The organism is Caulobacter rhizosphaerae (genome assembly GCF_010977555.1).
GTDB classification, from domain to species: domain Bacteria; phylum Pseudomonadota; class Alphaproteobacteria; order Caulobacterales; family Caulobacteraceae; genus Caulobacter; species Caulobacter rhizosphaerae.
Window position 1 is genome coordinate 4096975 of sequence record NZ_CP048815.1, and the last position, 25201, is coordinate 4122175.

Annotated in this window: 17 protein-coding genes; 8 read left to right on the top strand and 9 right to left on the bottom strand. The window is 69.0% G+C overall.

The annotated features are described in order from the left end of the window. From sctR to G3M57_RS18815, 4 genes are all read left to right on the top strand, one after another. Complete coding sequence (sctR, locus tag G3M57_RS18800; protein WP_056756705.1) at window positions 1–663, top strand: type III secretion system export apparatus subunit SctR; 663 nt, start codon at window positions 1–3, stop codon at window positions 661–663. Between the two features lie 10 nt (window positions 664–673). Then, window positions 674–946 (top strand): type III secretion system export apparatus subunit SctS, encoded by a 273-nt coding sequence (gene sctS / locus G3M57_RS18805; protein ID WP_056756707.1) that lies wholly within the window; start codon window positions 674–676, stop codon window positions 944–946. Next, on the top strand, window positions 946–1755 hold the full coding sequence (gene sctT / locus G3M57_RS18810; RefSeq protein ID WP_163232283.1) for a type III secretion system export apparatus subunit SctT: 810 nt from the start codon (window positions 946–948) through the stop codon (window positions 1753–1755). The genes sctS and sctT overlap by 1 nt, the downstream gene beginning before the upstream one ends. A 118-nt stretch (window positions 1756–1873) precedes the next feature. Then, window positions 1874–2689 (top strand): DUF1521 domain-containing protein, encoded by an 816-nt coding sequence (locus G3M57_RS18815; RefSeq protein ID WP_056756714.1) that lies wholly within the window; start codon window positions 1874–1876, stop codon window positions 2687–2689. A gap of 93 nt (window positions 2690–2782) precedes the next feature. Here the strand turns inward: G3M57_RS18815 and G3M57_RS18820 are convergent, their stop codons facing one another. Continuing rightward, the gene (locus G3M57_RS18820) at window positions 2783–3271 is read right to left on the bottom strand and encodes a hypothetical protein (RefSeq protein WP_163232285.1); all 489 of its coding nucleotides are present in this window, start codon (window positions 3269–3271) and stop codon (window positions 2783–2785) included. Between the two features lie 29 nt (window positions 3272–3300). After that, entirely contained in the window at window positions 3301–4845 is a 1545-nt protein-coding gene (locus G3M57_RS18825) for a hypothetical protein (protein WP_056756724.1), read from the bottom strand. Window positions 4846–5094: 249 nt separating this feature from the next. Between G3M57_RS18825 and G3M57_RS18830 the strand changes: the two genes are divergently transcribed. After that, complete coding sequence (locus tag G3M57_RS18830; RefSeq protein ID WP_163232287.1) at window positions 5095–7065, top strand: hybrid sensor histidine kinase/response regulator; 1971 nt, start codon at window positions 5095–5097, stop codon at window positions 7063–7065. Between the two features lie 48 nt (window positions 7066–7113). On the opposite strand, the gene G3M57_RS18835 is transcribed toward G3M57_RS18830, so the two are convergent. From G3M57_RS18835 to G3M57_RS18860, 6 genes are all read right to left on the bottom strand, one after another. Beyond that, window positions 7114–8325 (bottom strand): pectate lyase family protein, encoded by a 1212-nt coding sequence (locus G3M57_RS18835; RefSeq protein WP_163232289.1) that lies wholly within the window; start codon window positions 8323–8325, stop codon window positions 7114–7116. A gap of 44 nt (window positions 8326–8369) precedes the next feature. Then, window positions 8370–11492 (bottom strand): glycoside hydrolase family 2 TIM barrel-domain containing protein, encoded by a 3123-nt coding sequence (locus G3M57_RS18840; protein ID WP_208789625.1) that lies wholly within the window; start codon window positions 11490–11492, stop codon window positions 8370–8372. Between the two features lie 49 nt (window positions 11493–11541). Beyond that, entirely contained in the window at window positions 11542–12501 is a 960-nt protein-coding gene (locus G3M57_RS18845; protein ID WP_230983673.1) for a pectinesterase family protein, read from the bottom strand. Between the two features lie 2 nt (window positions 12502–12503). Then, a complete protein-coding gene (locus tag G3M57_RS18850) occupies window positions 12504–14852 on the bottom strand; it encodes a glycoside hydrolase family 95 protein (protein WP_163232293.1) in 2349 nt (782 codons plus the stop codon). A gap of 24 nt (window positions 14853–14876) precedes the next feature. Continuing rightward, on the bottom strand, window positions 14877–15752 hold the full coding sequence (locus G3M57_RS18855; RefSeq protein ID WP_163232295.1) for a rhamnogalacturonan acetylesterase: 876 nt from the start codon (window positions 15750–15752) through the stop codon (window positions 14877–14879). Window positions 15753–15894: 142 nt separating this feature from the next. Continuing rightward, the gene (locus G3M57_RS18860) at window positions 15895–19377 is read right to left on the bottom strand and encodes a TonB-dependent receptor domain-containing protein (RefSeq protein WP_230983674.1); all 3483 of its coding nucleotides are present in this window, start codon (window positions 19375–19377) and stop codon (window positions 15895–15897) included. A gap of 308 nt (window positions 19378–19685) precedes the next feature. Between G3M57_RS18860 and G3M57_RS18865 the strand changes: the two genes are divergently transcribed. Genes G3M57_RS18865 through G3M57_RS18875 form a run of 3 tightly spaced genes read left to right on the top strand, consistent with a single transcriptional unit; the run spans window position 19686 to window position 24373 of the window. Beyond that, entirely contained in the window at window positions 19686–20315 is a 630-nt protein-coding gene (locus G3M57_RS18865; protein ID WP_269141708.1) for a sigma-70 family RNA polymerase sigma factor, read from the top strand. After that, window positions 20293–21270 carry a FecR family protein gene (locus G3M57_RS18870; protein ID WP_163232299.1) on the top strand — a complete coding sequence of 326 codons (978 nt, stop codon included), beginning with the start codon at window positions 20293–20295 and terminating at the stop codon, window positions 21268–21270. The genes G3M57_RS18865 and G3M57_RS18870 overlap by 23 nt, the downstream gene beginning before the upstream one ends. Further along, window positions 21260–24373 (top strand): TonB-dependent receptor, encoded by a 3114-nt coding sequence (locus G3M57_RS18875; RefSeq protein WP_163232301.1) that lies wholly within the window; start codon window positions 21260–21262, stop codon window positions 24371–24373. Before G3M57_RS18870 ends, G3M57_RS18875 begins: the two co-directional genes overlap by 11 nt. Here G3M57_RS18875 and G3M57_RS18880 read toward each other — a convergent pair. Beyond that, entirely contained in the window at window positions 24370–25155 is a 786-nt protein-coding gene (locus G3M57_RS18880) for an IclR family transcriptional regulator (protein WP_163232303.1), read from the bottom strand. The genes G3M57_RS18875 and G3M57_RS18880 overlap by 4 nt on opposite strands. Window positions 25156–25201 lie beyond the last annotated feature (46 nt).

The following is a 25201-nucleotide window of genomic DNA, read 5'->3' on the forward strand; positions in this document are numbered from 1 at the left end:
ATGGACCTGTCGTCGTTCACCCCCGGCTCGGCCCTGATCACCGTCATCCTGCTGGCCCTTGCGCCGTTCGTGGCGGTGATGGTCACCTCGTTCACCAAGATCGTCGTCACCCTCAGCCTGCTGCGCAACGCCCTGGGCCTGCAGCAGGTGCCGCCCAACATCGTGCTCAATGGCCTAGCCCTGATCTTGACCCTGTACGTGATGTACCCGGTCGGCCAGCAGATGGCCGCCGCCAACCAGGACGTCAAACCCGTCGCCGCCGTCAGCAGCGACACCCAGGCGCTGTTCACCTACGCCGACAAGGCCAAGGAGCCGCTGCGCGCCTTCCTGATGAAGCATTCGACGCCGCGCGAGCGGGCCTTCTTCCTGAAGACCGCCCAGCGCATCAACGGCCCGGACAAGGCCCGCGCCATGACCCAGCGCGACTTCATCGTGGTGGTGCCGGCCTTCACCGTCTCGGAGTTGGCGGCCGCCTTCCAGATCGGCTTCCTGATCTTCCTGCCCTTCCTGATCATCGACCTGGTGGTCTCCAACATCCTGCTGGCCATGGGCATGATGATGCTGTCGCCGACGACGGTGTCCCTGCCCTTCAAGCTGCTGCTGTTCGTGCTGATCGACGGCTGGGTGAAACTCGCCCACGGCCTGGTCCTGTCCTACACGTGAGGAGCCTCCGATGATGAACGCCCAGGCCATCGAGCTGGTGAACCAGGCGCTGTGGATGGTGCTGATGCTGTCAGCCCCGCCGATCGTCGCCGCCTCGGTGGTCGGGGTGGCCGTGGCCATCATCCAGTCGGCCACCCAGTTGCAGGAGCAGACCCTGCAGTACGCCGCCAAGTTCTTCGCCATCGTGCTGACGATCTTCCTGACGGCCAGCCTGCTGGGCGGCACGCTCTACCGGTTCGGCGACCGGGTGTTCACCGAGTTCCCGGCCATGGTCCGCCGCTGATGCCGGAGACGGCGCCGGACTGGCTGGGCGCGATCTTCGCCAATACCCTGGTGCTGGCCGTGGGGGCGACGCGGATCGCCGCGGCCTTCATGCTCCTGCCCCTGCTGTCGCCGGAGACCGTGCCGGCGCTCGTGCGCAACTCGATCTTCCTGGCCTTCGGGGTGATCGTCATCACCCTGCAGCCGCAGATCGCCCACAGCGACTTGCCGACCGTCCAGTGGATCCTGATCTTCGGCAAGGAGGCGCTGATCGGGGTGGTCATCGGCTTCTTCTTCGGCACCATGCTGTGGGCCTTCGAGGCGGCGGGCCAGATCATCGACGCCAAGGTCGGGGCGACCATGGCCCAGGTCGTCGATCCCCTGAGCGGCCACCAGACCTCGCTGAACGGCGAGTTCCTGGCGCGGCTGGCCAATTTCGTCTTCATGTTTTCCGGCGGGCTGCTGCTGCTGGTCGGCACGGTCCTGGACAGCTATGCGGTCTGGCCGATCGGCAGCCTGACGCCCGTGTTGTCCTTGCGCAGTCTGTCGCTATTCGAGGGCGAGTTCTCGCGGTTGATGGTGCTGGCGGTGATGCTGGCCACGCCCGCCCTGGCCATCCTCTACCTGGTCGACGGCGGCCTGGGGCTGATCAACCGCTACGCCCCGCAGCTGAACGTCTTCTCGCTCGGCCTGGCCATCAAGTCGTGGATCGCCACGGCGGTGGTGCTGGCCATGCTGACCGGCCTGGTCCAGTTGCTGCTGAACGAGATCGGCGCGCGGCCCTCGACCATCCTGCAGGTGCTGCGGGCGATGTCGGGACAGGCGCACTAACCGTCACTAGGGAATACCCTGATGGGGTACGCCCCAGCTAGCGGCCCCGTCGCGTCCGGCGCCAACTGTCGATCGAGGCCGCAGGACGCGGCCGGCACGATTGGACAGGGGTTGAAGGATGACCAGCATCAACACGGCCTTGGCGAGCGCCGTGAACGCCAGCTTGCTGACGGAGATCGGGGCCGCGATGGGCCAGGGACTGCGGACGTTCGGGGCCATGCAGTTCACGCTCGGCCTGATGGCCGGCGGGGCCTTCCAGGCCGCGCCCAGCCAGCCGAAGTTCACCGCCGCCATGCCCGAAAGCGGCAAGGCCGAGATCGACCTGGGCGACGGCAACACCCTGTCGATCAACGAGGCCAGCTCGGAGGTCGTCATCCGCGACGCCGACGGCAACGCCACGCGCATCTGGGGCGATCCCCACGTCAGCTACAATGGCAAGCAGGTCGGAGACTTCTGGGGCACGACCACCTTCGTGCTCGAGAACGGCACCAAGATCACGATCAACACCGAAACCTCCAAGTGGAACAACATGACCTACGCCGAGCAGATCGTGGTCACGCGCGGCGACCAGGCCTTGGTGATCGACGGGGTCAGCGAGCAGACCAAGGGCGACCTGAAGGTCTCGCTGGGCGGTAGCGGCCATGCGCTCGACGCTGCCCATGACGACGGCCTGGTGATCAAGGAGAACGACGGCGCCGGCAGCGGCTGGACCAGCTCGATCACCGGCGCCGCCGTCGGCCAAGCCGACTTCAACCTGACCAAGCCGGGCGCCGAGGGCCTGCGCGAGGCTCTGGAAGCCTTCAATTCCACCCTCGGTCTGATGCTGACCGGCTGGCTGCTGGGCAATCTGGTCAAGGGCGACATCGACGTCGCCGCGACCGTGGCGGCGAAGCCCTTCGCGGCCCTGCCGCTGGTGAACGCGGCCCGGTTCTGAACCCTCGCCGAGACCGCGTTGGATCCCGGATCCGCTCGCGCGGGTCCGGGATTTTTCATGCCTGAAGACAGGTTCGCCTGATCGCGGCGCTATCTAGTCCGCGTTGGTGCGCACCACGACCGGCAGGCCCGCCGGCGGAACGGCAAGGGCGGGACCTGGCTCGACTCCGGCGACCATGAACCGACGGGGCCCGGCCTTGTAGCCGAACGACCAGTACTGCCCGGCCAGGGCGCGCGCCGGCGGCGTCGATGAAGGATCGGGAAGCCAGCCGCCTTCGGCCGCGGCCTTCCGGTAATAGGCGGCGATCGCCTCGCGCCCCAGCCCGACGGGCGCACGATAGACCTTGGTGCTGACGTTCGGGGCGCGCCAGATCTGCGGCTCGGCGGCCAGCCCCGTTTCGAGCACGCGATCATAGTCGCCGGCCGAGGCCTGGCTCAGAGGCAAGGTGCGGGCGTCGACGAACTGCGCCGGCGGCGCGGGGGTTCGCGCAGCCGGCGCCTGGCCGCACGCGGCCAGGCCAAGGGTCATGGCGAGAGCCGCGCCCAGCAAGGACGCGGCAAAGGGGGTCGTCGGTCGCGTCATCAGGCCTCGACGTCGGCGGTGCGCCGGCGTCAGGGCTTGGCCTGACGCACAACGGTGTCCAGGGCGGTGTTGTAGGCGCTCTTGGAATTGCTTCCCACCGCCTCCTCGCCTGTTTTGGAGTTGGTCGGAACGGCCATCAGGTCCAGCGCCTTGCCGGCGGCCGAGGGATCGTCCTGGATCGCCTTGAGCGCGGCGTTGGTGCCGATGCTCACCCATTCCTTGGCCACCGCCGCGGCCGCCCCGACGCCCTTGCCGCCCCAGCCCGCCTTGTCGACGATCGTCAGGCCGCTCTTGAGAACGGCGGTCAGCAGTTCGGCCTGTTCCTTGCGGTCGGTGGTGATCGAGGCGGCGGCCGCCTGCACCCCGCCGACATAGTGGCCCAAGGCCGTGGCGTTCTCGTAGCGATCGACCTTGTCGCCATTGGGCAGGGTGACCTTCTCGGTCGCCTCGAACCGGTTGATCGGATTCTCGTTCTTGGTCCCGCCCACCTGCAGCTGCTGCATCATGTCGGCCAGGGGCTCGGTCTGCTTGTCGTTGAGCATCTGCTTGGCGTAGGTGGCGAAGGCCGTGCCGTCGCGAGTCTCGATGTTGAGCGACAGCTCGCGCATCACGCCCGATACGTCGCTCTTGAGCACCGTGGTCAGGCCCTCGGCCATGGTCCGCGTCGCCGCGTCGCGGTCCATGACGCTGACGCCCAGCAGCAGGTTCTGCTGCGGGACATCCTTCAGCACCGCCGAGCCTTCGGCGAACAGCTTGGCCTTGAAATCGGCGTCGGTCGATTGAGCGCCCGCTTCCAGGATCGCCTTGTAGGTGGAAGTGTCCAGCGAGGTGCTGTTGCTGTGCGCCGCGCCGCCCATCGAAACGGTCGTGGTGTCGATCTCTTCGCGATGAATGGACGCCGACAGCACGCCGCGCAGCTGGTCGGGGCTGAGAGCCTTGAACGCCTGCTCGGCGACGGCGGGATTGCCCTTGAGGCTGGCCAGCACCTGGCCGACCGCGGCGGCCTCGGCGTCGCCGTGGCTGGTCACGCGGATCGAGCCGCCCAGGGTGAACGGGCTGGTGGTGTCGGCGGCGTGGTCCAGGGTCGAGCCGGCCTGGGCCTTGACGTAATCCAGCTTGGCGTCGGGGGTGGCGTGGGTGGCGATGGCCTTGCCCAGGGCCTCGACGTCGGCCTTGCCATGATAGTCGCCGCCCGCCTTGGCGAAGGCGTCGGACAGCGACTTCAGCTCGGTCCCGCCCAGGTCCTTGGCCATCTCGGTGAAGAAGTCGCGCTTCTCGTCGGCCGACAGGCCGCCCAGGCCAAAGCTCTTGCCGTCGTTGATCTCGGAGGCCAGCTTGTCCAGCCCGCCGTCCTTGGCCAGTTCGCTGATCGCCGCCTTGGCGTTGGTCGCGTCCAGTCCCTTCAGGGCGCCGACGGCGTTCTTCACGTCGCCGTTGGTGATCGGATTGAAGAAGCCGCTTTCCATCGCCTTGTGGACGGTGTTGACCGCGTCCTTCGCGGGCTCGAGCGAGGGCGGCGGAGGCGGCGGAGGCGGGGCCTGGCGGACCGTGGTCGAGGATGTGGCGTCGAGCATGGCGAAACTCCCTGACTGGCCGCCGACCTCGGCGACGCCGGGACTTTCGGCGCGGACGGCCGCAGCCGCCAGCTAGGGAATTCCCTAGTCCCGGCGATCAGACCTGGGCTCCCGCGCGCCCTTCAGGTTGCGCGTGATCCCGGAGCGCGCGATGGTCGGCGGGCGCGTGATATCGCCGCCCTACGGAACCTCATGGGCGGACGCGGGGTTCCACTTCCAACGCCAGCGCTTCCAGGTATGCCTGACTTCATGCTTTCCCGTCGTTTGACCGACCTGGCTCAGGCCGACCGCTTCCAGCTGTTGGTCAGCGCGGTCAAGGACTACGCGATCTATCTGCTCGACAGCGAGGGGCGCGTCGCGACGTGGAACATCGGCGCCCAGCTGTTCAAGGGCTATACTGCCGACGAGATCGTCGGCCGGCATTTCTCGACCTTCTACACCGACGAGGACCGTGCGGCGGGACTGCCGGAGCGGGCCTTGCATACCGCGGCGACCAACGGCCGGTTCGAATCCGAAGGCTGGCGCGTGCGCAAGGACGGCACGCGCTTCTGGACGCACGTGGTGATCGATCCGGTGATCGAAGACGGCGAGGTGATCGGCTACGCCAAGATCACCCGCGACGTCTCCGAGCAGCGCGCGGCCGACCGGGCGCTGTACGAAAGCGAGCAGCGCTTTCGGCTCCTGGTGCAGGGCGTCAAGGACTACGCCATCTACATGCTCGATCCAGAGGGCAACATCACCAACTGGAACGCCGGCGCCGAGGCCATCAAGGGCTACGCCGCCGACGAGATCATCGGCCGACACTTTTCGCTGTTCTATACGCCGGAGGATCGTGAGGCCGGCGCGCCGGCCAGGGCCCTGGCCACGGCGCTCCGCGAGGGCAAGTTCTCTGGCGAGGCCCAGCGCGTCCGCAAGAACGGCGAACGGTTCTGGGCCAGCGTCCTGATCGATCCGATCCACGACGAGACCGGCAAGTTGCTGGGTTTCGCGAAGGTGACCCGCGACATTAGCGAAAAACGCCGCGCCGAGGAGGAGTTGGAGCGCTCGCGCGAAGCCCTGGTCCAGGCCCAGAAGATGGAAGCGATCGGGCGGCTGACCGGTGGTGTCGCGCACGACTTCAACAACCTGCTGACGGTGATCCGCGCCTCGGCCGACTTCCTGCGGCGGCCGAACGTGCCCGAGGAGAAGCGGACGCGTTATGTGGAGGCGATCGCCGAGACCGCCGAGCGGGCCGCGACCTTGACCGGGCAGCTTCTGGCCTTCGCCCGCCGCCAGCCGCTCCAGCCCGAGGTCTTCGACGTCTGCACCCGCCTGAAGGGCCTGCATCGAATCATCGGCAGCATGATCGGCTCGTCGGTGACCATCCAGAACGACCTGCCCGAGACCGAACACCTCGTCGAGGCCGACCCCACCCAGTTCGACACCGCGATCCTCAACATGGTCATCAACGCCCGGGACGCGATGCCGCGCGGCGGGACGATCCGGATCGGCGCGAGGATCGTCGGCGGCGTCCCGGCCGTCCGAGGCCACGCCGCCGCCAGCGGGGCCTTCGTCGCCGTCGACATCTCCGACGACGGCACGGGCATGTCGCCCGAGACGCTCCAGAAAATCTTCGAGCCGTTCTTCACCACCAAGCCGGTGGACAAGGGCACGGGCCTGGGCCTCAGCCAAGTCTACGGCTTCGCCAAGCAGTCACGGGGCGAAATCGACGTCGCCAGCCAGTTGGATGTCGGCACGACCTTCACCCTCTACCTGCCCAGCGCCGCCGGACAGGTCACGACCGTCCCGGCCTCCACCGCCCAGTTGGCGGACGTCTCGAACATCCCGCGCCGCCGGGTCCTGCTGGTCGAGGACAACGAGGGCGTCGGCAAGTTCGCGGCCGGTCTCCTCAAGGAGCTGGGCCAGGCGGTCACCTGGGTGGGCGACGGGCAGGCCGCGCTCAAGGCGCTGAACAACGACGCCGAGGGCTTCGACCTGGTGTTCACCGACGTGGTCATGCCCGGGATCAACGGGCTGGAGTTGGCCCAGCTGATCCAGCAGCAGCGCCCCGGCCTGCAGATCGTGCTGACCAGCGGCTACAGCCATGTGATCGCCGAACAGGGCGCCCAGGGCTTCCCGCTGGTGCGCAAGCCCTATTCGATCGACGGCCTGCTGGCGATCCTGGCCTCAGGGCGAGACGAGAGCCAGAGTTCGGCGAAACGACAAGCGGCCGAACGCTAGGCCCGTCTTCCTTCCGGAAGCTTCGCAGAGCCTGTCGGGGGCAAAACCCTATCGCGGATAGCCGCCGACCTCGTTTTCGTCATCGATCACCCGGCCGGTCCCGCGGCGCACGTCCTGGACGATGCGGCGGTCGACGGCGTCGCGGTCCCACGGCCGCGCGCCAGCGTTGGCCAGCACCCTGGCCTCGACGCGTCGCGCCTCGATGACCCTCAGGCCCTCGGGCCAGATCGGCGGCTTGTCAAGCAGCCGGATCTTCGGCAGGGGCTCGGTGGGCAGAACGCGGGTCGGCGGCATCTCACGGCCGTCGGCATAGGTCGCCTGGTTGTCGCGCGCATAAAGGTCCAGGTCGCCCTGCCCCTCGACGATCAGGAACGGCAGCCTCGGATCGGTCGAGGCCCCGCCCTTGACCACGTTGCCGACCAGGGCCAGGCGCCCGGTCCGCCAATCGTGGCCCACCCATTCAGAGGCGTTCAGCGCATAATGCATGGCCCGTGTGCCCGGGTCGTAGACCAGGTTATTGACCGACACGGCCTCGACCGCGCCCTTGAACAGCTGGTTGCGCTCGCGGTTGTGGGCGTAGAGGTTACCGACGATCAGCACCTGCGTGGCGTTGTCGTGGATCAGGCTGCCCTTGGAGTGCTCGCCCTTCACGTGGCTGGCGTTGGACAGGCCCTCGGCGACGATGTTGTTGCTGAAGGTGATCCGGTGCGAGGTCCCTTCCCGCCAGCCCTTGGGATCTTCGCCGCCGGTGAAACGCGGTCCCGAGGCCGAGAGGTTCTCGTCGGTGGCCCAGCTGATCGAGCAGTGGTCGACGATCACGTCGTGGGCCTTCCAGCAGGTGATTCCGTCGACCTCCCAGCCGCTGCGCGAGGCCGCGCCGTCGCGGCCCGCCCGCACCCGCAGATGGCGGACGATGACGTCGTGGGTCTCGATGGCGAGGCCGCCCCGGATCAGGGCCACGCCGGGCGAGCGCGCCGTCTCGCCGGCGATGGTCAGGAAGGGCTCGACAACCTTGATGCTGCGCCGCCCCAGGTCGATGACGCCGGCCACGTCGAACACGACGGTGCGCGGGCCCTTGGCCCTGACCGCTTCGCGGAAAGATCCAGGCCCGTCGCCGGCCAGGGTGGAGACCCGGATGACCTGGCCGCCGTCGCCGCCGGGCGTGCCGCCCGCCCAGCCCAGGCGTTCGAACATCCGGGACTTGGGCGCCGCGGCGCCCGCGCCGAAAGCCGGAAGGGCCAGGGCGCCTCCCAGCAGCATCGCCCGTCGCCCGATCCTGGCCACACCCACCACGCCAGCCTCCCTCAAGATCCGTGCACCAGCCAGTCGACGGCGTTGGCCAGCCAGCGCCGCTGCAGCGGGCCGGCCATGTCCGGCAGCCGGTGCACCAAAACCCGCATGCCGTCCCTGCGCGCGATGAAGCTGGCCGCGCCGTTCTTGCGGTCGTGGTCACGACTGTAGGCGGCGATCACCTCGAGGCCCTCACCATCGACGATCAGGCCGTTGGACGGCTGGCCCTCGACCTGGTGCAGGACGCTCAGGCCCCGGTCGACCGGCAGGCCGGCGAAGGTGGAATGGGCGCGCACATAGTTCCAGTTGCCCATCCAGGGCGCGCGCAGCCCGCCGACCTGCCCGGCGTAATCGAAGAGACCCAGCCCCGAAAGCTGCCGGGCCACGCCCTCGGCCAGACCGTCTTCCTGAACCATGGCCAGCAGCGGGACGCCCGCCTTGACTGCCGCCAGCACCTCGGACGGCAGCTCGCACAGGACGACGACGGGCTTTTCGCCCTTCTTGGGCTGGGCCTCCAGGCCCGTCTGTTCGCCAACCTGCCGCCGGACGATCTCGTCGCTCTTCAGGCCGGATGCGATGATCCCGTCGTAGCGACCGCCCGGCTTGAAGTCTTCGAGGACGACGCTCGGCACGGCCTTCAGCTGGTCGCGCAGGCTGCGGGCGATTCCGGAGACGCCGAGGCGCACCGTCCTGGCTGAGTTCGGCGCCGGTCCCGTCACCCAGATCTCGCGATCCGAGACGATGTCGCCGAGGGCGACGCGGATCCGGTTCAAGCCCTCGCGGCGCAGCGGCGGGCTGCGGACGCTCTCGGCCGCCAGATAGCTGAAGCGGTCCGGCGACTGGTCCGGAACCGGCCAGCGGCCCAGAGGCTCGACGCCGCCGTCCGGCCCGACCAGGCTCAAGACCAGTTCGCCCGTGACCGCCTTGCCCGTGTCGTTCAGCAGGTAGAGGTCCAACTCCGCGCTGTCGCCGGCGCCATAGGCCAGGCCCCGGGGCTTGGCGATGGCCAGCACCGGCCGCAGGCTCTGGCTCAGCAGGGCCGGGTCGGCCTTGAAGCCGCGCAGGACATCGACGATCCCCGAATGGTTCTCGATCGCCGTGCTCTCCCAGCCGGAGATCGCGGCGATGTCGACGCTGTCGCCGATCCGGATGTTCTCCAGATACTCGCGCCAGGCCTCGTAGGCCTTGCGACCGACCGACAGGAACAGGGCCTCGCTGCTCGGGAAGGCCTTCTGGAATCCCCAGCGCTCGAGATAGCCGTTGGTGGCCGCGACCACCGCCTTATGATCCTCCAGGTCGTAGCTCTTGCCGCCCTTGGCCAGGATCTCGACCAGCATGGCCGCATGATTGTCGGCGACGGCGCAGCCCTGCATCTCGCCGAACTCGACGATGAACGGCTTGCCGGTCTGACGGTGGATGTAGTCGTCCTTGCCCTTGTAGAAGCGGTCGTACCACTGGTCGCCGGCCCCCTGGTGGTTGACCCACCACCCGGCCCATTCCTCGGCGTCCGAGCGGTAATAGTGATCGTCATAGGGCAGGTACATGGCCTGGGCCGCGCCCCTCGCCACGAAGCCGTCGTTGAGGATCACCGTGCGGCTGGGGTCGAGGTCGTGGATCGCCTTCAGCACCGCCTGGACGTCGGGATTGGCCAGGTTGGCGCCGATCTCGTTCTGCAGGGTGTACTGCACCAGCGACGGATGCGAACGGAAGGCCCGGGCCATGGCCTTGCACTTCTCGACCATGAAGTCGCGGCTGAAGGCGTCGGCGGACGACAGGGTCTCGCCCGGCTTGAGGTCCTTGCCGATCGCGTGACGGCCGCCGCCCGGCTCCATCACACGCAGCAGACCCATCTCGTCCATCGCCGCGAACACCTCGGGCTTGCCGACATTGCGATGGAAGTGGAGCGTGTTCAGGCCCAGCGTCCTGGCCGCCGTCACCTCGCGCCGCGCCAGGTCCGGCGTCGGCCAGAGACCGTTGAAGCCCCAGTAGCCCCAGGAGATCGCTGAATAGAGCCGCACCCGCCGCCCGTTCAGGCGCAGCAGGGCGTCGGTCCCCAGGCCCTCGGGGGCGAACCAGCGGAAGCCGAAGCGGACCTCGCGCGTGTCGACGGCGTCGCGGGCCTCGGCCCAGCGCAGCCGCAGGCGATGCAGGTTTGGGGTGTCGAGATCCCACAGCGCGGCGCCGGGCGCGTGGACGGCGAACCGCGCACGCAGGCGATGGTCGTCCAGCCGTTCCAGCGCTTCCAGCCTGATGTCGGCGACGACGGGCTGGCCGGTCTTGTCGTCGACCAGCGTCGCCGAGGCCTTGGCCTTCAAGCGGTCCAGCCCGTCCTCGGCCAGCGGCCGCTCAAGGGCGATCTCCATGAAGGCGATCACGCGGCGCGGGTCGGGCGTGTTCAGCGCCCAGGCGTCGTCGATACGGGCCGCCAGCGGATGGACGCTCAGGGTCAGGCCGCGATCCAGCCCGCCGAAGCCATGCGAGGCGAACAGCTTGGCCTTGCCCCACATCATGGTGGTGGAGTCGCGCCAGTCGAACCGGCCGCCCGGATTGGTGATGCGGATCGCCAGGCGGTTGGCCTGGCCGGGGCGCATCGCGGTCGTCAGGTCGCAGACGATCGGCAGCTCCGACATGATAGAATAGCCGACCAACTGCTCGTTCAGGAACACCTCGGCCCGCAGCCGCGCGCCGCGGATGTTCAGCATCACCCGCCTGCCCTTGGCGGCGGTGGGAATGTCGATGGTCTTCGACCACCACGACACGCCCTTGTAGGCGCCGTAGCGCGGCACGTCGTCGTCCTCGGCGTAGCGGTACTCGTCGGGGCCGTAGGGCCGCGTTCCGAACTTGCCCCAGCAATGCTGCTCGACCGTGGTCGGCAGGTCCACGCGCAGGGCCTCGGACGAGCCCAGGCTGGCCCAGCCACCGGTCGGCGGATTGACCGGCAGGGCGGCCAGGTCGAACCGGCCCGGCAGATGGATGGCGTCGTCCTTCCAGGCCGCGGCCTGGTCGATCCAGAGACTCCAGCCTTCGTCGGCGATGGCCAGCGGATCGGCCTCGGCGGCGGTGACCGGAACTGGCGCCAGGGCGGCCGCCACGCCCAGGCCGCCGGCGGCCAGGAAGCTTCGTCGGTCCAGGGGCATCGTCCGGCTCATCGGGCTTGGATTTCGGTCAGGACTTGAAACAGAAAGCTCACGGCCGCCATCCGTCCGGACCGGCCAGGAACTTGTCGCGGCTCCAGCCCTTGGCCGCGTCGGCGGTCAGTTGGCGGCTGCGTGGTTCGCGGGTCTTCGGGCTGGCCCCCTGCCCCGTCGAGGCGAACTCGGCATAGGTCGCCGTGCCCAGGGTGTCGGTTTTGCCCGGCGTCCATTCGCGCCAGCCTTCCGGATGCAAGGCCGCGTCGATGCGGGTGCGCAGGAAGACGACGGCGGCATAGGGTCGCCAGGCGCGGCCGAAATAGAGGCTTCCCACCTTCGGGTCGGCGGTGATCCGGCAGCGGTCGAAGACATAGGCGCTGTCCTGGTCCGGCCGGGATTTGCTCTGGGCCGTGATCATCACCGTCTCGTGGGCGATCCCGTGGATGTGGCAGCGGTCGAAGAAGGCTTTGGCGTCGCCAAAGATGAAGTCGACGTGGCCCTCGATGTAGCAGTCCTTGAAGTACTGCCGGCTGGGGGCGGTCTTCTTGCTGGCCGCATACAGGGTGTCCTGGGCGCCCAGCAGACGCACCTTCTCAAGGACCGCGCGGTCGGCGGTGATCGCCAGGGCCACGGCCTGGGACGGGCGCGCGTCCTTCAGGTGATAGTCGTTCTGGATGGTCAGGTTGCGCGCCCGGAAACCATCGCCCGACACGTTGACCGAGGCCGACTTGAACGTGCCCCCGGCCGTGATCGCCCCGTCGCTCCAGACCAGCACCACGTCCTGCGGCCGCTTGCCCTTGCCGACCAGGCGGACGTTCGGCTTGGCGATCTCGAGCTTTTCGCGATATTCGCCGGGCGCCAGCTCCAGGGTCCCGCCGTCGGCCGGCAGGGCGTTGACGGCCGCCTGGACGCTGGCATAGGCGCCGCCCTTGCCCACCCGCAGCGTCGTGGCCCGGGCGTCCAGGCCGACCGCCAGCACGGCCAGCCCGCAGAGGAAGGCGATCAGACGGCTCACGCTCAGGCTTTCCGCAGGACGCCGTCGCGGGCCGTCAGGCGCACGCGCTGGCCCTTCCTGACGTCGAGATCGATCGCCGAGGCGCCGTAGCGGATATGGTGGCGACCATCGGCGGCGGCGGTCAGCACCGCCGATTCCAGCTTGCCGCGCGCCCAGGTCACGTCGACGCCGACCGCGCCCCGGGCCCGCAGGCCCGTCAGACGCCCGGTCGGCCAGGCCGACGGCAGGGCCGGCAGCAGCAGGATCTGATCGTTGCGGCTCTGCAGGATCATCTCGGTCATGCCCGAGGTCCCGCCGAAATTGCCATCGATCTGGAACGGCGGGTGGGCGTCGAACATGTTGGGATAGGTCCGCTCGGGACCCAGCAGCAGCGACAGGATCCTGTGAGCGCGGTCGCCGTCGCCCAGGCGCGACCACAGGTTCAGTCGCCAGGCGATCGCCCAGCCGGTCGAGATGTCGCCCCGGGTGTTCAGCGACACCTTGGCCGCGCCGGCCAGCTTCGGCGTGGTGTCGATGGCGATCTGGTCGCTGGGGAAGACGCCGTACAGGTGCGAGACGTGGCGGTGGTGGATGTCGACCGCATCGGCGTCCCAGTCCTCCTGCCACTCCTGAAGCTGGCCGTCCTTGCCGATCTTGTAGGGGGCCAGCTTCTCCCGCGCGGCCGTCAGCTCGGCGGTGAAGTCGACGTCGGTCCCCAGGATGGCGGCGGCCTTTATGCAGGACGTGAACAGGTCGCGGATGATCGCCTGGTCCATCGTCGGCCCGGCGACCAGGGACGATCCATGGCCGTGGCTGTTCTCCGGCGAGATCGACGGGTTGGTCACCAGCTTGCCCGACTTGGGATCGACCACCAGGGCGTCGAGGAAGAACAGCGCCGCGCCGCGCATCAGCGGATAGACCTCGGCCAGATAGGCGCGGTCGCGATTGTAGTCGTAGTGGTCCCACAGGTGCTTGCAGAGCCAGGCCCCGCCCGTTGGCCAAACTCCAAACTTGGCGCCGTCGATCGGGCCGCTGGCCCGCCACAGGTCGGTGTTGTGGTGAACGACCCAGCCGCGGGCGTCGTACATCACCTTGGCCGTCCGGGCGCCGGTGACCGACAGGTCGCGGAGCATGGCGATCAGCGGCTGGACGCACTCGGCCAGGCCTGTCGGCTCGGCCGGCCAGTAGTTCATCTCGGTGTTGATGTTGATCGTGTACTTGCCGCCCCAGGGCGGCGAGGTCTTGTCGTTCCAGACGCCCTGCAGATTGGCGGCCTGGCCGCCGGGACGGGAGCAGGCGATCAGCAGGTAACGGCCGTACTGGTAGTACAGGGCCGACAGGGCCGGGTCGTCGGTGGTCTGCGAGGCTTTGATCCGCTCGTCGGTCGGCTTCAGCGCCGCCGTGGTGGTTCCGAAGTCGGCCTCCACACGCCGGAACAGGGCCCGATGATCGGCCTGGTGGGTCGCCAGCAAAGCCGCCCACGGCTTGGCCGAGGCCTTGGCCAGCACGGCGCGGTTGATGGCGACGGGATCGCCGCCGACGTCGTCGAAGCGGCGGTAGCTGGTGGCGGCGGCGATCAGCAGCAGCACCTCGTCCGCGCCGGCGACCGACAGCGCCCCGTCCCTGGCGCTCAGGGCCCCGCCCCTGTTGATCACCTGGACGCGGCACTCGAACGTTAGTTGGGCGGGAATCCCCTGCTGGCTCTCGTTGGCGCCGGCCAGCACCAAGGTTTCGGCGCCTTCGACCCTGGAGACGGGCTTGGACTTCAGCGGGCAGTCGAAAGCCAGGTCGACCGAGATCGCCCGGCCCTTGTCGGCGCTCAGCCGCACGGCGATCACCCGATCCGGATAGCTGCCGATGACCTGACGCGTGTAACGGGTTCCGCCAACCGTAAAGCGGGTCGTAGCGATCGCCCCATCCAGGTCGAGATCGCGGACATAGTCAGTCGCCTGGCCGTCGAGACCTGGAAAGGCCAGCTTCAGATCGCCGATGGTCTGGTACGCCATCTGCCGCTTGGGCGTGGCCATGAAGCGGGCGTCGGCCACCTCGGTGGCCTTGGCGTAGTCGCCAGCGTCAATCAGCGCCCGGATCTCCGGCAGAGCCTTCAGCGCCTCGGGATTGGCGGGGTCGTAGGGGCCGCCCGCCCATAGGGTGTCCTCGTTCAGTTGCAGCCGCTCGACCGCCACGCCGCCGAACACCATCGCGCCCATTCGCCCCGACCCGACCGGCAGGGCTTCCACCCATTCCTGCGCCGGCTGGCGGTACCAGAGCCGCAGGGGCGAGGCCGGTGCGGCGTTAGCCGGCTTGGACGCCAGGCCGCCAGTCGCGGCGCCGGCCGCCAGGGCCAGGGTGGTTCTACGGGTCAATCGCACGGCAAGGTCCTTGTGACGCGAAAACTAAGGGATCAGGAACCGGCGCAGCGCGGGGACGATCTTGGCGAGGTCGGCCGTGACCATGTTGGCGAAATAGTCCGCGCCCGTCTCGCCCAGGTGGGTGTAGTCGAACGACAGCTTGGCCTGGCCCATCGGCTCGACGGCGGCGTTGTTCTGACCGGTATTGGCGGGACCGGCGGAAGCGCCCCCGGCGTTGGCGGCGATGGTCGTGCCCGTGCGGGCCGCGGCCAGGACCTCGGGCGACGGCGGCTTCTGGGCGAAGCGCGTCGCCTCGGCCGCGCCCATGGCCTGGACGGCGGCGACGCTGTCGGCGTGCAGGTCGATCAACGGCGCGCCGGTCTCGGCGGCGACCTTGCGGGTCGCCTCGGCCCAAGGGGCCAGGTCGTCGATCAGCTTGCCGTCCTTGAACTGGCGGCGGGTCAGGGGCGTGACCAGCACCGGCTTGCCCCCGGCGGCGCGGATCTCGTCGACATAGGCTTTCAGATTGGCCGGAAACTCGGTGGCCAGATCGGTCGAGCGGCCCGGCTTGCCGGGCTGGTCGTTGTGACCGAATTGGACCAGCACATACGTGTCGTTGAACCCGCCCGACTTGATCTCGCTCAGCGCCAAGGCCCACGACCCTTCCGTCCGGTAGTTGCCGCTGCTGCGACCGCCGCGGGCCAGGTTGATGCAGGCGGCGAACGAGGTCACGTGCTTGGCGCAGAAGCTGGGCCCCCAGCCGCCCTGCACGGCCGTCGTGGAGTCGCCGACCAGCACGATCTTGATCGCGTTGAAGTGCGGCGCCGGATCGGGAACCGGCGTCTGGGCCCGGGCGCCCGCGGCGGCGCTCAGGGCGCCGGCCGCCAGGCAGCCGGCGAACAGAAGGGCTTTGAAACGCATCCGTCGTCTCCGGACTCGGTCCTGAACAAAGGTGGCGGACGGCCGGGAAGGACGGCCATCCGCCGAAGTCACCGCGGGAGGCGGCTTGGCGACCGGCCGCGATCGGCCCGGCCCATGCCGGCCGACCGCAGGCCGAAACGGATCAGTACTTGTAGCGGACGCCGATCCGGTAGTTCGGACCCGTCCCGCCGTAGGACTGGACGACCGGATCGGCGTAAGCGAACCGTTCGGCCATTTCGTTGGTGATGTTCAGCGCCTCGAAGGTGATGCTGATCTGCTTGAGCGGCTGGTAGCGCATCGAGAAATCCACGTTGGTGGTCGACTTGGCGCCGCTGAACTCGTTGATCAGTGGGCTGTCGCAGGCCGAGCCATTGGCCTGAAGGCCCGGATCGCAGTTGCCCGCGCTGATGGGATAGGTCGTGTAGTAGCGGCTGCGATGGGCCACGGAGACCCGGGCGTTGAACTTGTCGGTCTCGTAATAGAGCGTGAAGTTCACCCCCTTCGGCGACGCCCCCAGCCACGGCCCCTGGCCATAGACCGGGGCCTTGGTGACCGCGCCCGTGGCGGCGTTCACCGAACCCGGATCGAGAATATAGGTCAGCTTGGTGTCCAGCTTGGTCATGTTGAACTGGACGCCGAGGTTCTTGAAGTACCAGGGCAGGAAGGTCAGGTCCTGCTGGTAGTTGAACTCCCAGCCCTGCAGGACTCCGCCGGGCGCGTCGCGGACCTGGCGGGCGAGAACCGGGTTGTCGGCGTCGATATAGGCGCGGCGGAAGACGTCGCCGCCGGTCGCGCCCGGGAACTGCGCCTTCAGCTGTTCGATCGCCGCCGGATCGAGGAAGGCCGACAGCGGCGCTTCGTAGAAGATCGTCTGCGGGTAAGAGGCGATGTCCTTGCGGAAATAGCCCAGGCTGATCAGGCCGCCCGGCGTGAAGTACCATTCGGCCGCGATGTCGTAGGCCTTGCCGCGGAACGGCGACAGCTTGGGATTGCCCACGGTCAGCGTCGCGCCGGTGCTGGATCCGTCGCTGGGGATGCTGATGCCGGTCACCGCCGGCGACAGGTTGCCCAGCAGCGGCCGGGCCATGACCTTGGCCGCCGCGGCCCGGACGTAGAAGTTATGGAAGGCTTCGAAGGTCACATTGCCGGCCGGCAACGTATCGTCATAGCTGTTCTTGCCGTAGATCGCGCGGCCGGCGGTGGTTTCGCCCTGGGAGTCCACGGCCGTGTGGGCCTGACGGATTCCGACGTTGCCCGACAGCCGGCGGCCGTCCAGGACGTCGTAGTTGAAGTTGAACTGGGCGTAGTAGGCCAGGTTCTCCTCGGTCACGCCGAACGAGGTCGAACGGTTGCGCTTCCGGGTGATCCGGAAGTCGCCGTACTTGTTGATGCAGTTGCAGGTGAAGCCGAAGACGTTGTCGAAGGCTTCCAGGCTGGGCGCGAAGAAGCTGGTGGTCGTGCCCTCGGGAACCTCCAGGCCATCGCCGAACTCGACGACCTGGCCCAGCGAGGCGATGCTGACACCGGCCTCCTTCTCGGTCGGGTTCAGGAGGTCGCTATTGCGCTCGAACTGGTTGGTGGTGAACTTGAACCGGCGGCCGGTGCCGCCGAACTGGATCGTCCAGTGGTCGTCCACCTCGTAGGTGAAGTCGGCCTTCAGGCCCTTGTAGGTGTTGACCGTCTCGCGCTCGTAGTTGCGCATGGCCGAGAAGCCCTTGATGATCCCCCACTTGTTAGGATCGGCGGCGTTGAAGCCGGCGTCGAACCTGGGCATGCCCGTTGCGCCGCGCTCGTCGAAGATGAACGGCTCGGAGGCGTCCATGTAGTTGAACTCGACCAGGGTGCCCGTGTTCTTGTTCGTGGACTCCGATAGGCCGGCGCTGAACTGGCCTCTGAAGCGGTCGCTGAACTCGTGGGTCAGGTCCAGTGACACCTGGCGGAAGTCGGTGGTGTAGGCGCCGCGGTCGGCGGCCGAACGCCAGTCGACATTGCCCAGCTTCAGATATTCGGCGTTCTGGCCCACCACCTCGGCGTCGAGCAGCTTGACCGACGGACGGCCGATCAGGTCGCCGCGGAACGGCAGGCTCGCGCCCGGCCCGGCGTAACCGGGCGAGGCCGGGTTGGTGTAGTACTCGTACGGGTCCAGGTTGTTTGGATTGTAGCTGAACGTGTAGCCGCTGACGGGCGCGGTCCCGTTGAGCGATTGGCCGCAATCCTGGCCGGGGTTCAGGTCGGTTTCCTCGGCGAAGGTGCAGCTGCCGGGATAAAGCCCCCGGCGCTGGGCCTCGGTCAGGGTCGAGCCGTTGCGCGCGGTCGCCGTGGGCACGTTGCCGCCGTAGGCGTAGCTGGCGTTGGTGTTGTTGCGGTTCAGGCCGACCGGCGACAGGCCGTAGTTGGTGGTCACGCTCTTGAAGCGCGAATAGAGCGCGTCGACGGTCAGGCGCGTGCGGTCGCTGATCTGGACCTGGAACGCGCCGGTCAGGCCCAGGCGCTCGGTGTCGACGTCCTTCTGGTTCAGCGTCGGCAGGGCCGGGAAGCGGATCAGCGAGTCGTTGCAGCCCGGGGTGGTCGGGGTCAGGGACGCCACCGGCTGGGCGGCCGTGGCGGCGCAGTTCGGATAGAGCTTGGCGTAGGCGGCCGGGTCGGAGCCCGTCATCTCGGCATAGGCGGCCGGGTTGGCCATCGGGTTGTAGTAGTTGGCCGGATTGGCCTTGTAGGTGTCGAGCGCGGCCCCGGTCAGGGTGGTCGGGATCAAGGCGCGGAACACCGTGCCGGTCGGCGCGGCGAAGCCGGCGCGACCGGGCAGCTCGTCGCCGGTCCAGGTCGAGCCGCGATAGGTGTAGTCGGACGAGCCGGCGCCCCGGCCATAGTTGTCGTCCACCGACTTGCGCTTGGCGTAGGCGCCCGACAGCAGCAGGCCGACCTTGCCGTCGAACCAGCGGTCCGACGCCAGGACGGTCAGGCGCGGGCTGTGGGTCTTGCCGTTCTCGTAATAGGAATCCTCGGCCGAGGCGGCGAAGGCCGTCTTCTTGTAGTCGAACGGTTTGCCGGTGATCAGGTCCACCGTGGCGCCCAGCGAGCCCTCGTCGGCGTCGGCCGAGGACGACTTGCGTACCCGCACCGAGCTGAACAGCTCCGAGGCGAACGCGTTGAAGTCGAAGGCCCGTGAGCGGTTGGGGCTGGCGCCGGCGTCGTTGTTGGCGCCCGTGGACAGCGCCTCCATGTTGTTGATCCGCACCCGGCTGAAGTCGCCGCTCAGGCCGCGGACGCTGATCGTGCGGCCCTCGCCGTTGTCGCGGTCGATCGAGATGCCGGGCAGGCGTTGCAGGGATTCGGCGAGGTTCGAATCCGGGAAGTCGGCGATATCCTCGGCGTTGATGGCGTCGAGCATGACGTCCGAGGTCTTCTTGGTCTCCATCGCGCTGCGCAGCGAGGCGCGATAGCCGGTGACGACGACTTCCTCGACGACGTCAGGTCCGCTGACCGTCGCCACGGCGGCGTCCTGGGCGTGGGCGGCTCCCACCGCCAGGCCCATCGAAAACGTGGCTGTGAGCGCCGTCGTCAGCGCCAGGCGCGACGAATTGCGCAGCAGGGCGCAGGTGCGCGGATGCATGGACGTGGTCATGGACTTTTCCTCCCCAGTCAGTCCCGGGCGGTTCGCGACCGCCTTTCTCCTTCCGGCCTTTTGTCACCGGTGTCATAAGGATAGACATGGCAAGAACGTCGAGAAAAGAGGAAAAGATAGCGGTATCATGGGAAAATATGAGAATATTTCTCCGCCAATTTGCGTAACCGGAAACGACGTTTTCGACCGATCGATCCGCACAAGAAAGTTCGCTCGCCCCCTTTTTTTTCGCTTTCGGTTGATCGCCGGCTCGTTCCCTCCCATCGTCGCGCCCTCAAGAAAAAGACCGACGTGACTGGGGAGCACCGGTGTTCGAGGCGAAGACGCCCAAGCTTCGAATCGTCAGGCCAGGCGTCGGCGCGGATCGCGACGGAAGGGATCGGTGGCGTGACCGCCCATCCTATTCAGCGACCTACGCCCGCGAATGGCGTGACGTGTGCGCCTTCCTGCGTGCGCGGTTCGGACCCGGACCGCCCGACCCCGAGGACGTCGCCCAGCAGGCCTTCTTCAAGCTGGGCGAACTGCAAGGCGCCGAGCGGATCGAAAGCCCCCGGGCCTTCGTGTTCCGCGTGGCGATCAACCTGATGCTGGACGAGCGCCGCAGCCAGGCGCGCGTCAGCCGCACCCTGGACGCTTCGGCGCCGCTGCTGGCGATCGACAGCGAGGAGACGCCCGACCTGGAGCGTAGCCTGATCGCCAAGCAACAGATGGGTCTGCTGGAGAAGGTCGTTCAGGGCCTGCCCGACCGGCATCGCCAGTACCTGCTGGCCAACCGGCTGGAGGGCCAGAGCTTCGTGGCGATCGCCGAGCGCTTCGGCGTCTCCCAGTCTCTGGTGCGCAAGACCGTCGAGGAGGCGCTGGCCGTCTGCCAGCGCGCCCTGATCCATGGAACCGCCGATTATCGAGGACTGTCGCGTGAACGAAGCCGTCGATCCTGACTCGCCGATCGGCCAGACCGCCCGCGCCTGGGCCCTGGCGGTGGTGGGCGAGGACTTCCCGCCTGAGCGCTCGCGGCAGTTCGGCGCCTGGCTGGACGCCGACCCGCAGCATCGCCGCGCCTATGAGCAGGCCGAGGCGGTCGTCATGATGCTGGGCCATCTGCGGACCTCGACCGCGGGCGGCCCCGTATGGCGCCCGGCGGCGCGGTGGCGCGTCCCTGCCCTGGCCGCCGCCGGCGGCCTGCTGGCCGCCTGCCTGGCCCTGGTCGTCGCCCTGCCCGGCCCGGCCTACGAGACGCCGTCGGGCCAGAGCCGTCAGGTCGCGCTGGGCGATGGCAGCCAGGTCACCCTCGCCCCGGGCTCTCGCCTGCGCGCCGCCTCGCGCTGGCGACCTCGGGCCTTGTCCCTGGACCGCGGCGAGGCCTTCTTCGTCGTCGCCCATCAGGGCGGACAGCCGTTCACGGTCCAGGCCGGCGACGCCCTGGTCCGCGTGGTCGGCACGCGCTTCAACGTTCATCGCGGCGCCGGCCGCACGGTGCGGATCGAGGTCGAGCAGGGCGTGGTCCAGGTTTCGGACCGTCCGGACGCCCAGGACCGGGCGGTCACGCTGCGCGCCGGCCAGACGGTGGTCGCCGAGGGTCGCGCCCTGACCGTGGGCGCGCTGGACCAGGCGAACCTGGCCGGCGGCTGGCGGCAGGGCCGCCTGGCCTATGACGATGCGCCCCTGGCCGAGGTGGTGGCCGACCTCAATCGCTACAGCCAGCGGCCGTTGGCGATCGGCTCGCCCGCCACGGGCCGGCTCAAGGTCACCGCCGCCTTCGACGTCGCCCAGGCCGACCGCTTCGTCGCCGAACTGCCGCGCGTGCTGCCCGTGCGCCTGACCTCGGACGGCCGCGGCGGCCGGATCCTGGTCGCCGCCGATCCGAAACGCGCTCCGGAGCCCCGTGCCCCGTGAGGTTCGCGCCGCCGGGCGCGGCCGCCGGCTGGCCTGTGTCGCGGCGACGCTGGCCCTGGCTGTCGCGCCGACCGCCGCCCGGGCGGCCGCGACGCGGTCCGTCGACCTTCCCGCCCAGCCGCTGCCGACAGCCCTGCTTGCGCTGTCACGACAAACCGGGACGATCATCATCGCGCCGGCGGACTTGGTGCGGGGTCGCACGGCGCCGGCCGTGCGGGGTCGCCTGGAGCCGGCCGAGGCGGTGCGACGCCTCCTGCGTGGCTCGAGCCTGGACCTGTCGATCAGCGCCGACGGCGTCATCAGCATCAGGCCCGCCCCTCCGCCGCCCGCGGTCACCCCTTCCCGCCCCCGTCTCCTGCCGCCGGACGACAACGAACCCGCCGCCCTGAGCACGGTTCTGGTCGTCGCGCGCGACCTGGGCAGCGAGGCCCTGCGCATGAAGCGCCTGTCGGCCCGGACCAGCGACATCCTGCTGGGCGACGATCTGCGCGGCCTGGCCGATCCTAACTTGGGCGGCGCCATGCAGTCGCTGCCCGGCGTGGCGGTCACCAACGACGGCGGCGAGGGTCGCCAGGTCAGCGTGCGCGGGCTGAGCAGCGAGTTCACTCGCGTGCGCATCAACGGCATGGAGACCTTGGCCACGTTCGGCGGAACGAACGCCGGCGGCGGCACCAATCGCGGCCGGGCCTTCGATTTCAACGTCTTCGCCGCCGACCTCTTCAACCAGATCCGGGTGCGCAAGACGCCGTCGGCCGATGTCGACGAAGGTTCGCTGGGCGCGACCGTCGACCTGCAGACCCGCTCGCCCCTCGACGGTCCACGCTCCAGGGTCCAGCTCACCGTCGAGGGCGCCTACAACTTCGGCGCCGACAAGGCGGCTCCGCGCCTTTCAGCCATCGTCTCCCGCCGCAGTCGAGATGACCGGTTCGGAATCCTGGTCTCGGCCGCCTATAGCAAGCGCGCGGTCGAGGACGTCGGCGCCAACGCCGGACAGTGGCAGGCCGGCGACACCGTCTATCCGGGCTTTGGAAGCACGGCGGCCGGCGCGCCGGACCTGGCCGCGCTGAACGCCGCCCTGCACCCGCGCATCCCCCGGCTGGAAATCTTCCGGATCGAACAGGAGCGGCTGGGCCTGACCGGCAGCCTGCAGTGGCGACCGTCCGGCCGCACTCAGGTCGACCTGGACGTGCTTTATGCCGAGCTGTCGTCGGAACGGCGGGAGGACCTGCTGGAAACCTTCACGCTGCGCACGGCGGGGTCCTGCCGCACGCCGCTGAATGCCGACTGCGGGATCGCCGCCGTCAAGGTCCGGGACGCCACGATCATAACCCCGCGCCCGGGCCTGCCGGTGCTGATCGCCGGCGCGTTCGACAATGTCGACGTTCGCGCCGAGTCGCGGCTCGACCGGCTGAAGACCATCTTTCGCCAGACCACCCTGTCGGTCAGCCACCGCCTGTCGGACCGGCTGATCCTGAACGCCCTCGCGGGCTACAGCCGCTCCGATTTCGGCAATCCGCTGCAGGCCACCGTCCAGCTGGACCAGTACGACGTTCAAGGTTTCGCCTACGATTTTGGCGACCACCGACGGCCGCTGATCGACTTCGGCTCGGCCGACCTGACGACGCCGGCGAATTGGAGCCTGGCCGAGCTGCGATCCGAGCCCAACTGGGTCGACAACAGCTTCAAGACCGTCGGCGTCGATCTGGAATGGGCCCTTCACGACGGCCTGACCCTGCGGGGCGGACTGCAGCACAAGGCCTACAACACCGAAGCGACGGCGCTGTCGCGGTCGAACGGCACGATCGCCAACCTCAACGCCGACATCCCGGCCGCCCTCGCGGCGATCCCGCCGTCGACCTACCTGCGGCAAGTCTGGTCGAACCGCTTCGCGACCGCGACCGGTACGCCGGACGCTTGGCTGGCGCCGGATGTCGCCAGCGCCTTCGCCCGCTTCCAGGCCGCCTGCGCGTCCAGCGCCTGCGGGTCGCTGGCGCTAGGGCCCGAACCGCTGCTGGGTCTCAACTACGGCGTGGAGGAGCAAGACAGCTCCGCCTATCTGCAGGCCGCCTTCGCCGTTCACGGGCCCTGGTCGCCGCGCGGCGACCTGGGCCTGCGCTACGCCCGTACCGGCCAGGTGTCCCAGGGGTTCACCCTCGACATGGACGCGCCCGGCTCGGTGACGCCTGTCTCGGCCAGACGGGCCTATGACGACCTGCTGCCGTCATTCAACCTGACGCTCGAGCCACGCGACGACCTGCTGCTGCGGTTCGCCGCCGCGCGGGCGATGGCGCGGCCTGACCTGCGCAGCCTGCGCCCCGGCGTTACGGTCTCGACAGGCGGCCTGCGCTCGGCCTCAGCCGGCGATCCATTCCTGCGCCCGACCCGGGCCGACACCCTGGACACCGCCGTCGAATGGTATTTCGCGCCCAGCTCGATCCTATCGGTCGCCGTCTTCCACAAGACCATCCGGTCCAATGCTCTCACCGTCGCCACCACGCCCACGGTGTTCGCCGACAATCCGTTCGGCCTGCCCGACAGCGTGGCGGCGACGGCCTGCGGACGGCTGCCCGGCTGCGCGCCGGAGCTGCCGATCTGGCAGTTCCTGACCCGGACCGATCGCGGCGGCGGCCACCTGGACGGCGTGGAGCTGGCGCTGCAGGCCCCGCTCGATCGGGCCGCTCCGGCCCTGCGCGGCTGGAGCGTTCGCGCGGGCCTGACCTACACCCGCTCGCGGATGCGCTTCCAGGATCTCGCCGGCGCGCCGTTCGTCGCCCATGACAGCCTGGGCTCGCCCCGCTTGGTGGGGACGATCACCACCGCCTATCGCCGCAGCGGCCTGGACCTGCGCGCGACCCTGTCCCACCGCGGCCGCTACCTGACCGCCATACCGGCCTCCACGGGCGCCAATGTCGATGGGGTCAATGGCTATACCAGCCTGGACGTGTCAGCCCGCTACCAGGTGGCGCCGGGCTGGTGGCTGACGGCGGCCGGCGGAAGCCTGCTGAACGCGGCCCAGCGCCAGTTCTCCGACACCAGCGGCCTGGCCAACTACCAGCACCATACCGGCCGCGAGATCCGGGTGGGGCTGGAGATGCGGTACTAACGCTCAAGGTTCAGGCGCGCGGGATTGAAGCCCAGGGCGGCGCCGATCTCCAGGGCGGCGGCCTTGACCCGCGGCGTCAGCTCGACCATCCGCGCCTCGTCCATGTATTGCGGCACGCTGGACAGGCTGACGGCGGCGACGATCGCGCCGCTGGCGTCGCGGATCGGGGCGGCGATGCAGCGGATGCTGTCGAGGCCGTCGTCCAGGTGCAGCGCATGGCCGACCTGGCGCGCCGTCTCCATTTCACGGAAGAAGCTCACCGCCGCTGGCGACTGCGGATCGTCGGCGAAGAGCTGCGACCAGCGCTCGGGCGGCGCGTCGATCAGCAAGGCCCGGCCCAGGGCGGTGTCGCGGATGCGGTTGCGGTCGCCGACGCGGTGGCGGACCTCCAGCCGGCGCCGGCCCGGCGCCTGGCCCACATAGAGGACGTCGTCGCCGGTGATCGTGCCCAGGTTGGTGGCGTCCTGGGTCTCGGCCGAAAGCGCGGCCAGCACGGGCCTGGCGACGTCCGCCAACCCCAGCCGCTCGCGGGCCTGGTGTCCCAGTTGCACCAGCCGCCCGCCCAGGCGGTAGTCGCGCCCCACCGACGACAGCAGGCCGCGATCGACCAGGGCCGAGGCCAGGCGGTGGGTGGTGCTGCGGGTCAGGCCGACACGCGCCTCGAACGCCTTGAGGCTATGGGCCCCCTCGGCGACGGCCTCCAGGATGTCCAGGGCCCGATGCAGGGTCTGGCTGGCGCGGTCCGAGGCGGCGGAGGCTTGAGGCGCTTCTGTATCTGACAAGAGGGTATCCTATCCCGAACACGCTCCTAGATAGCACCGGAACACT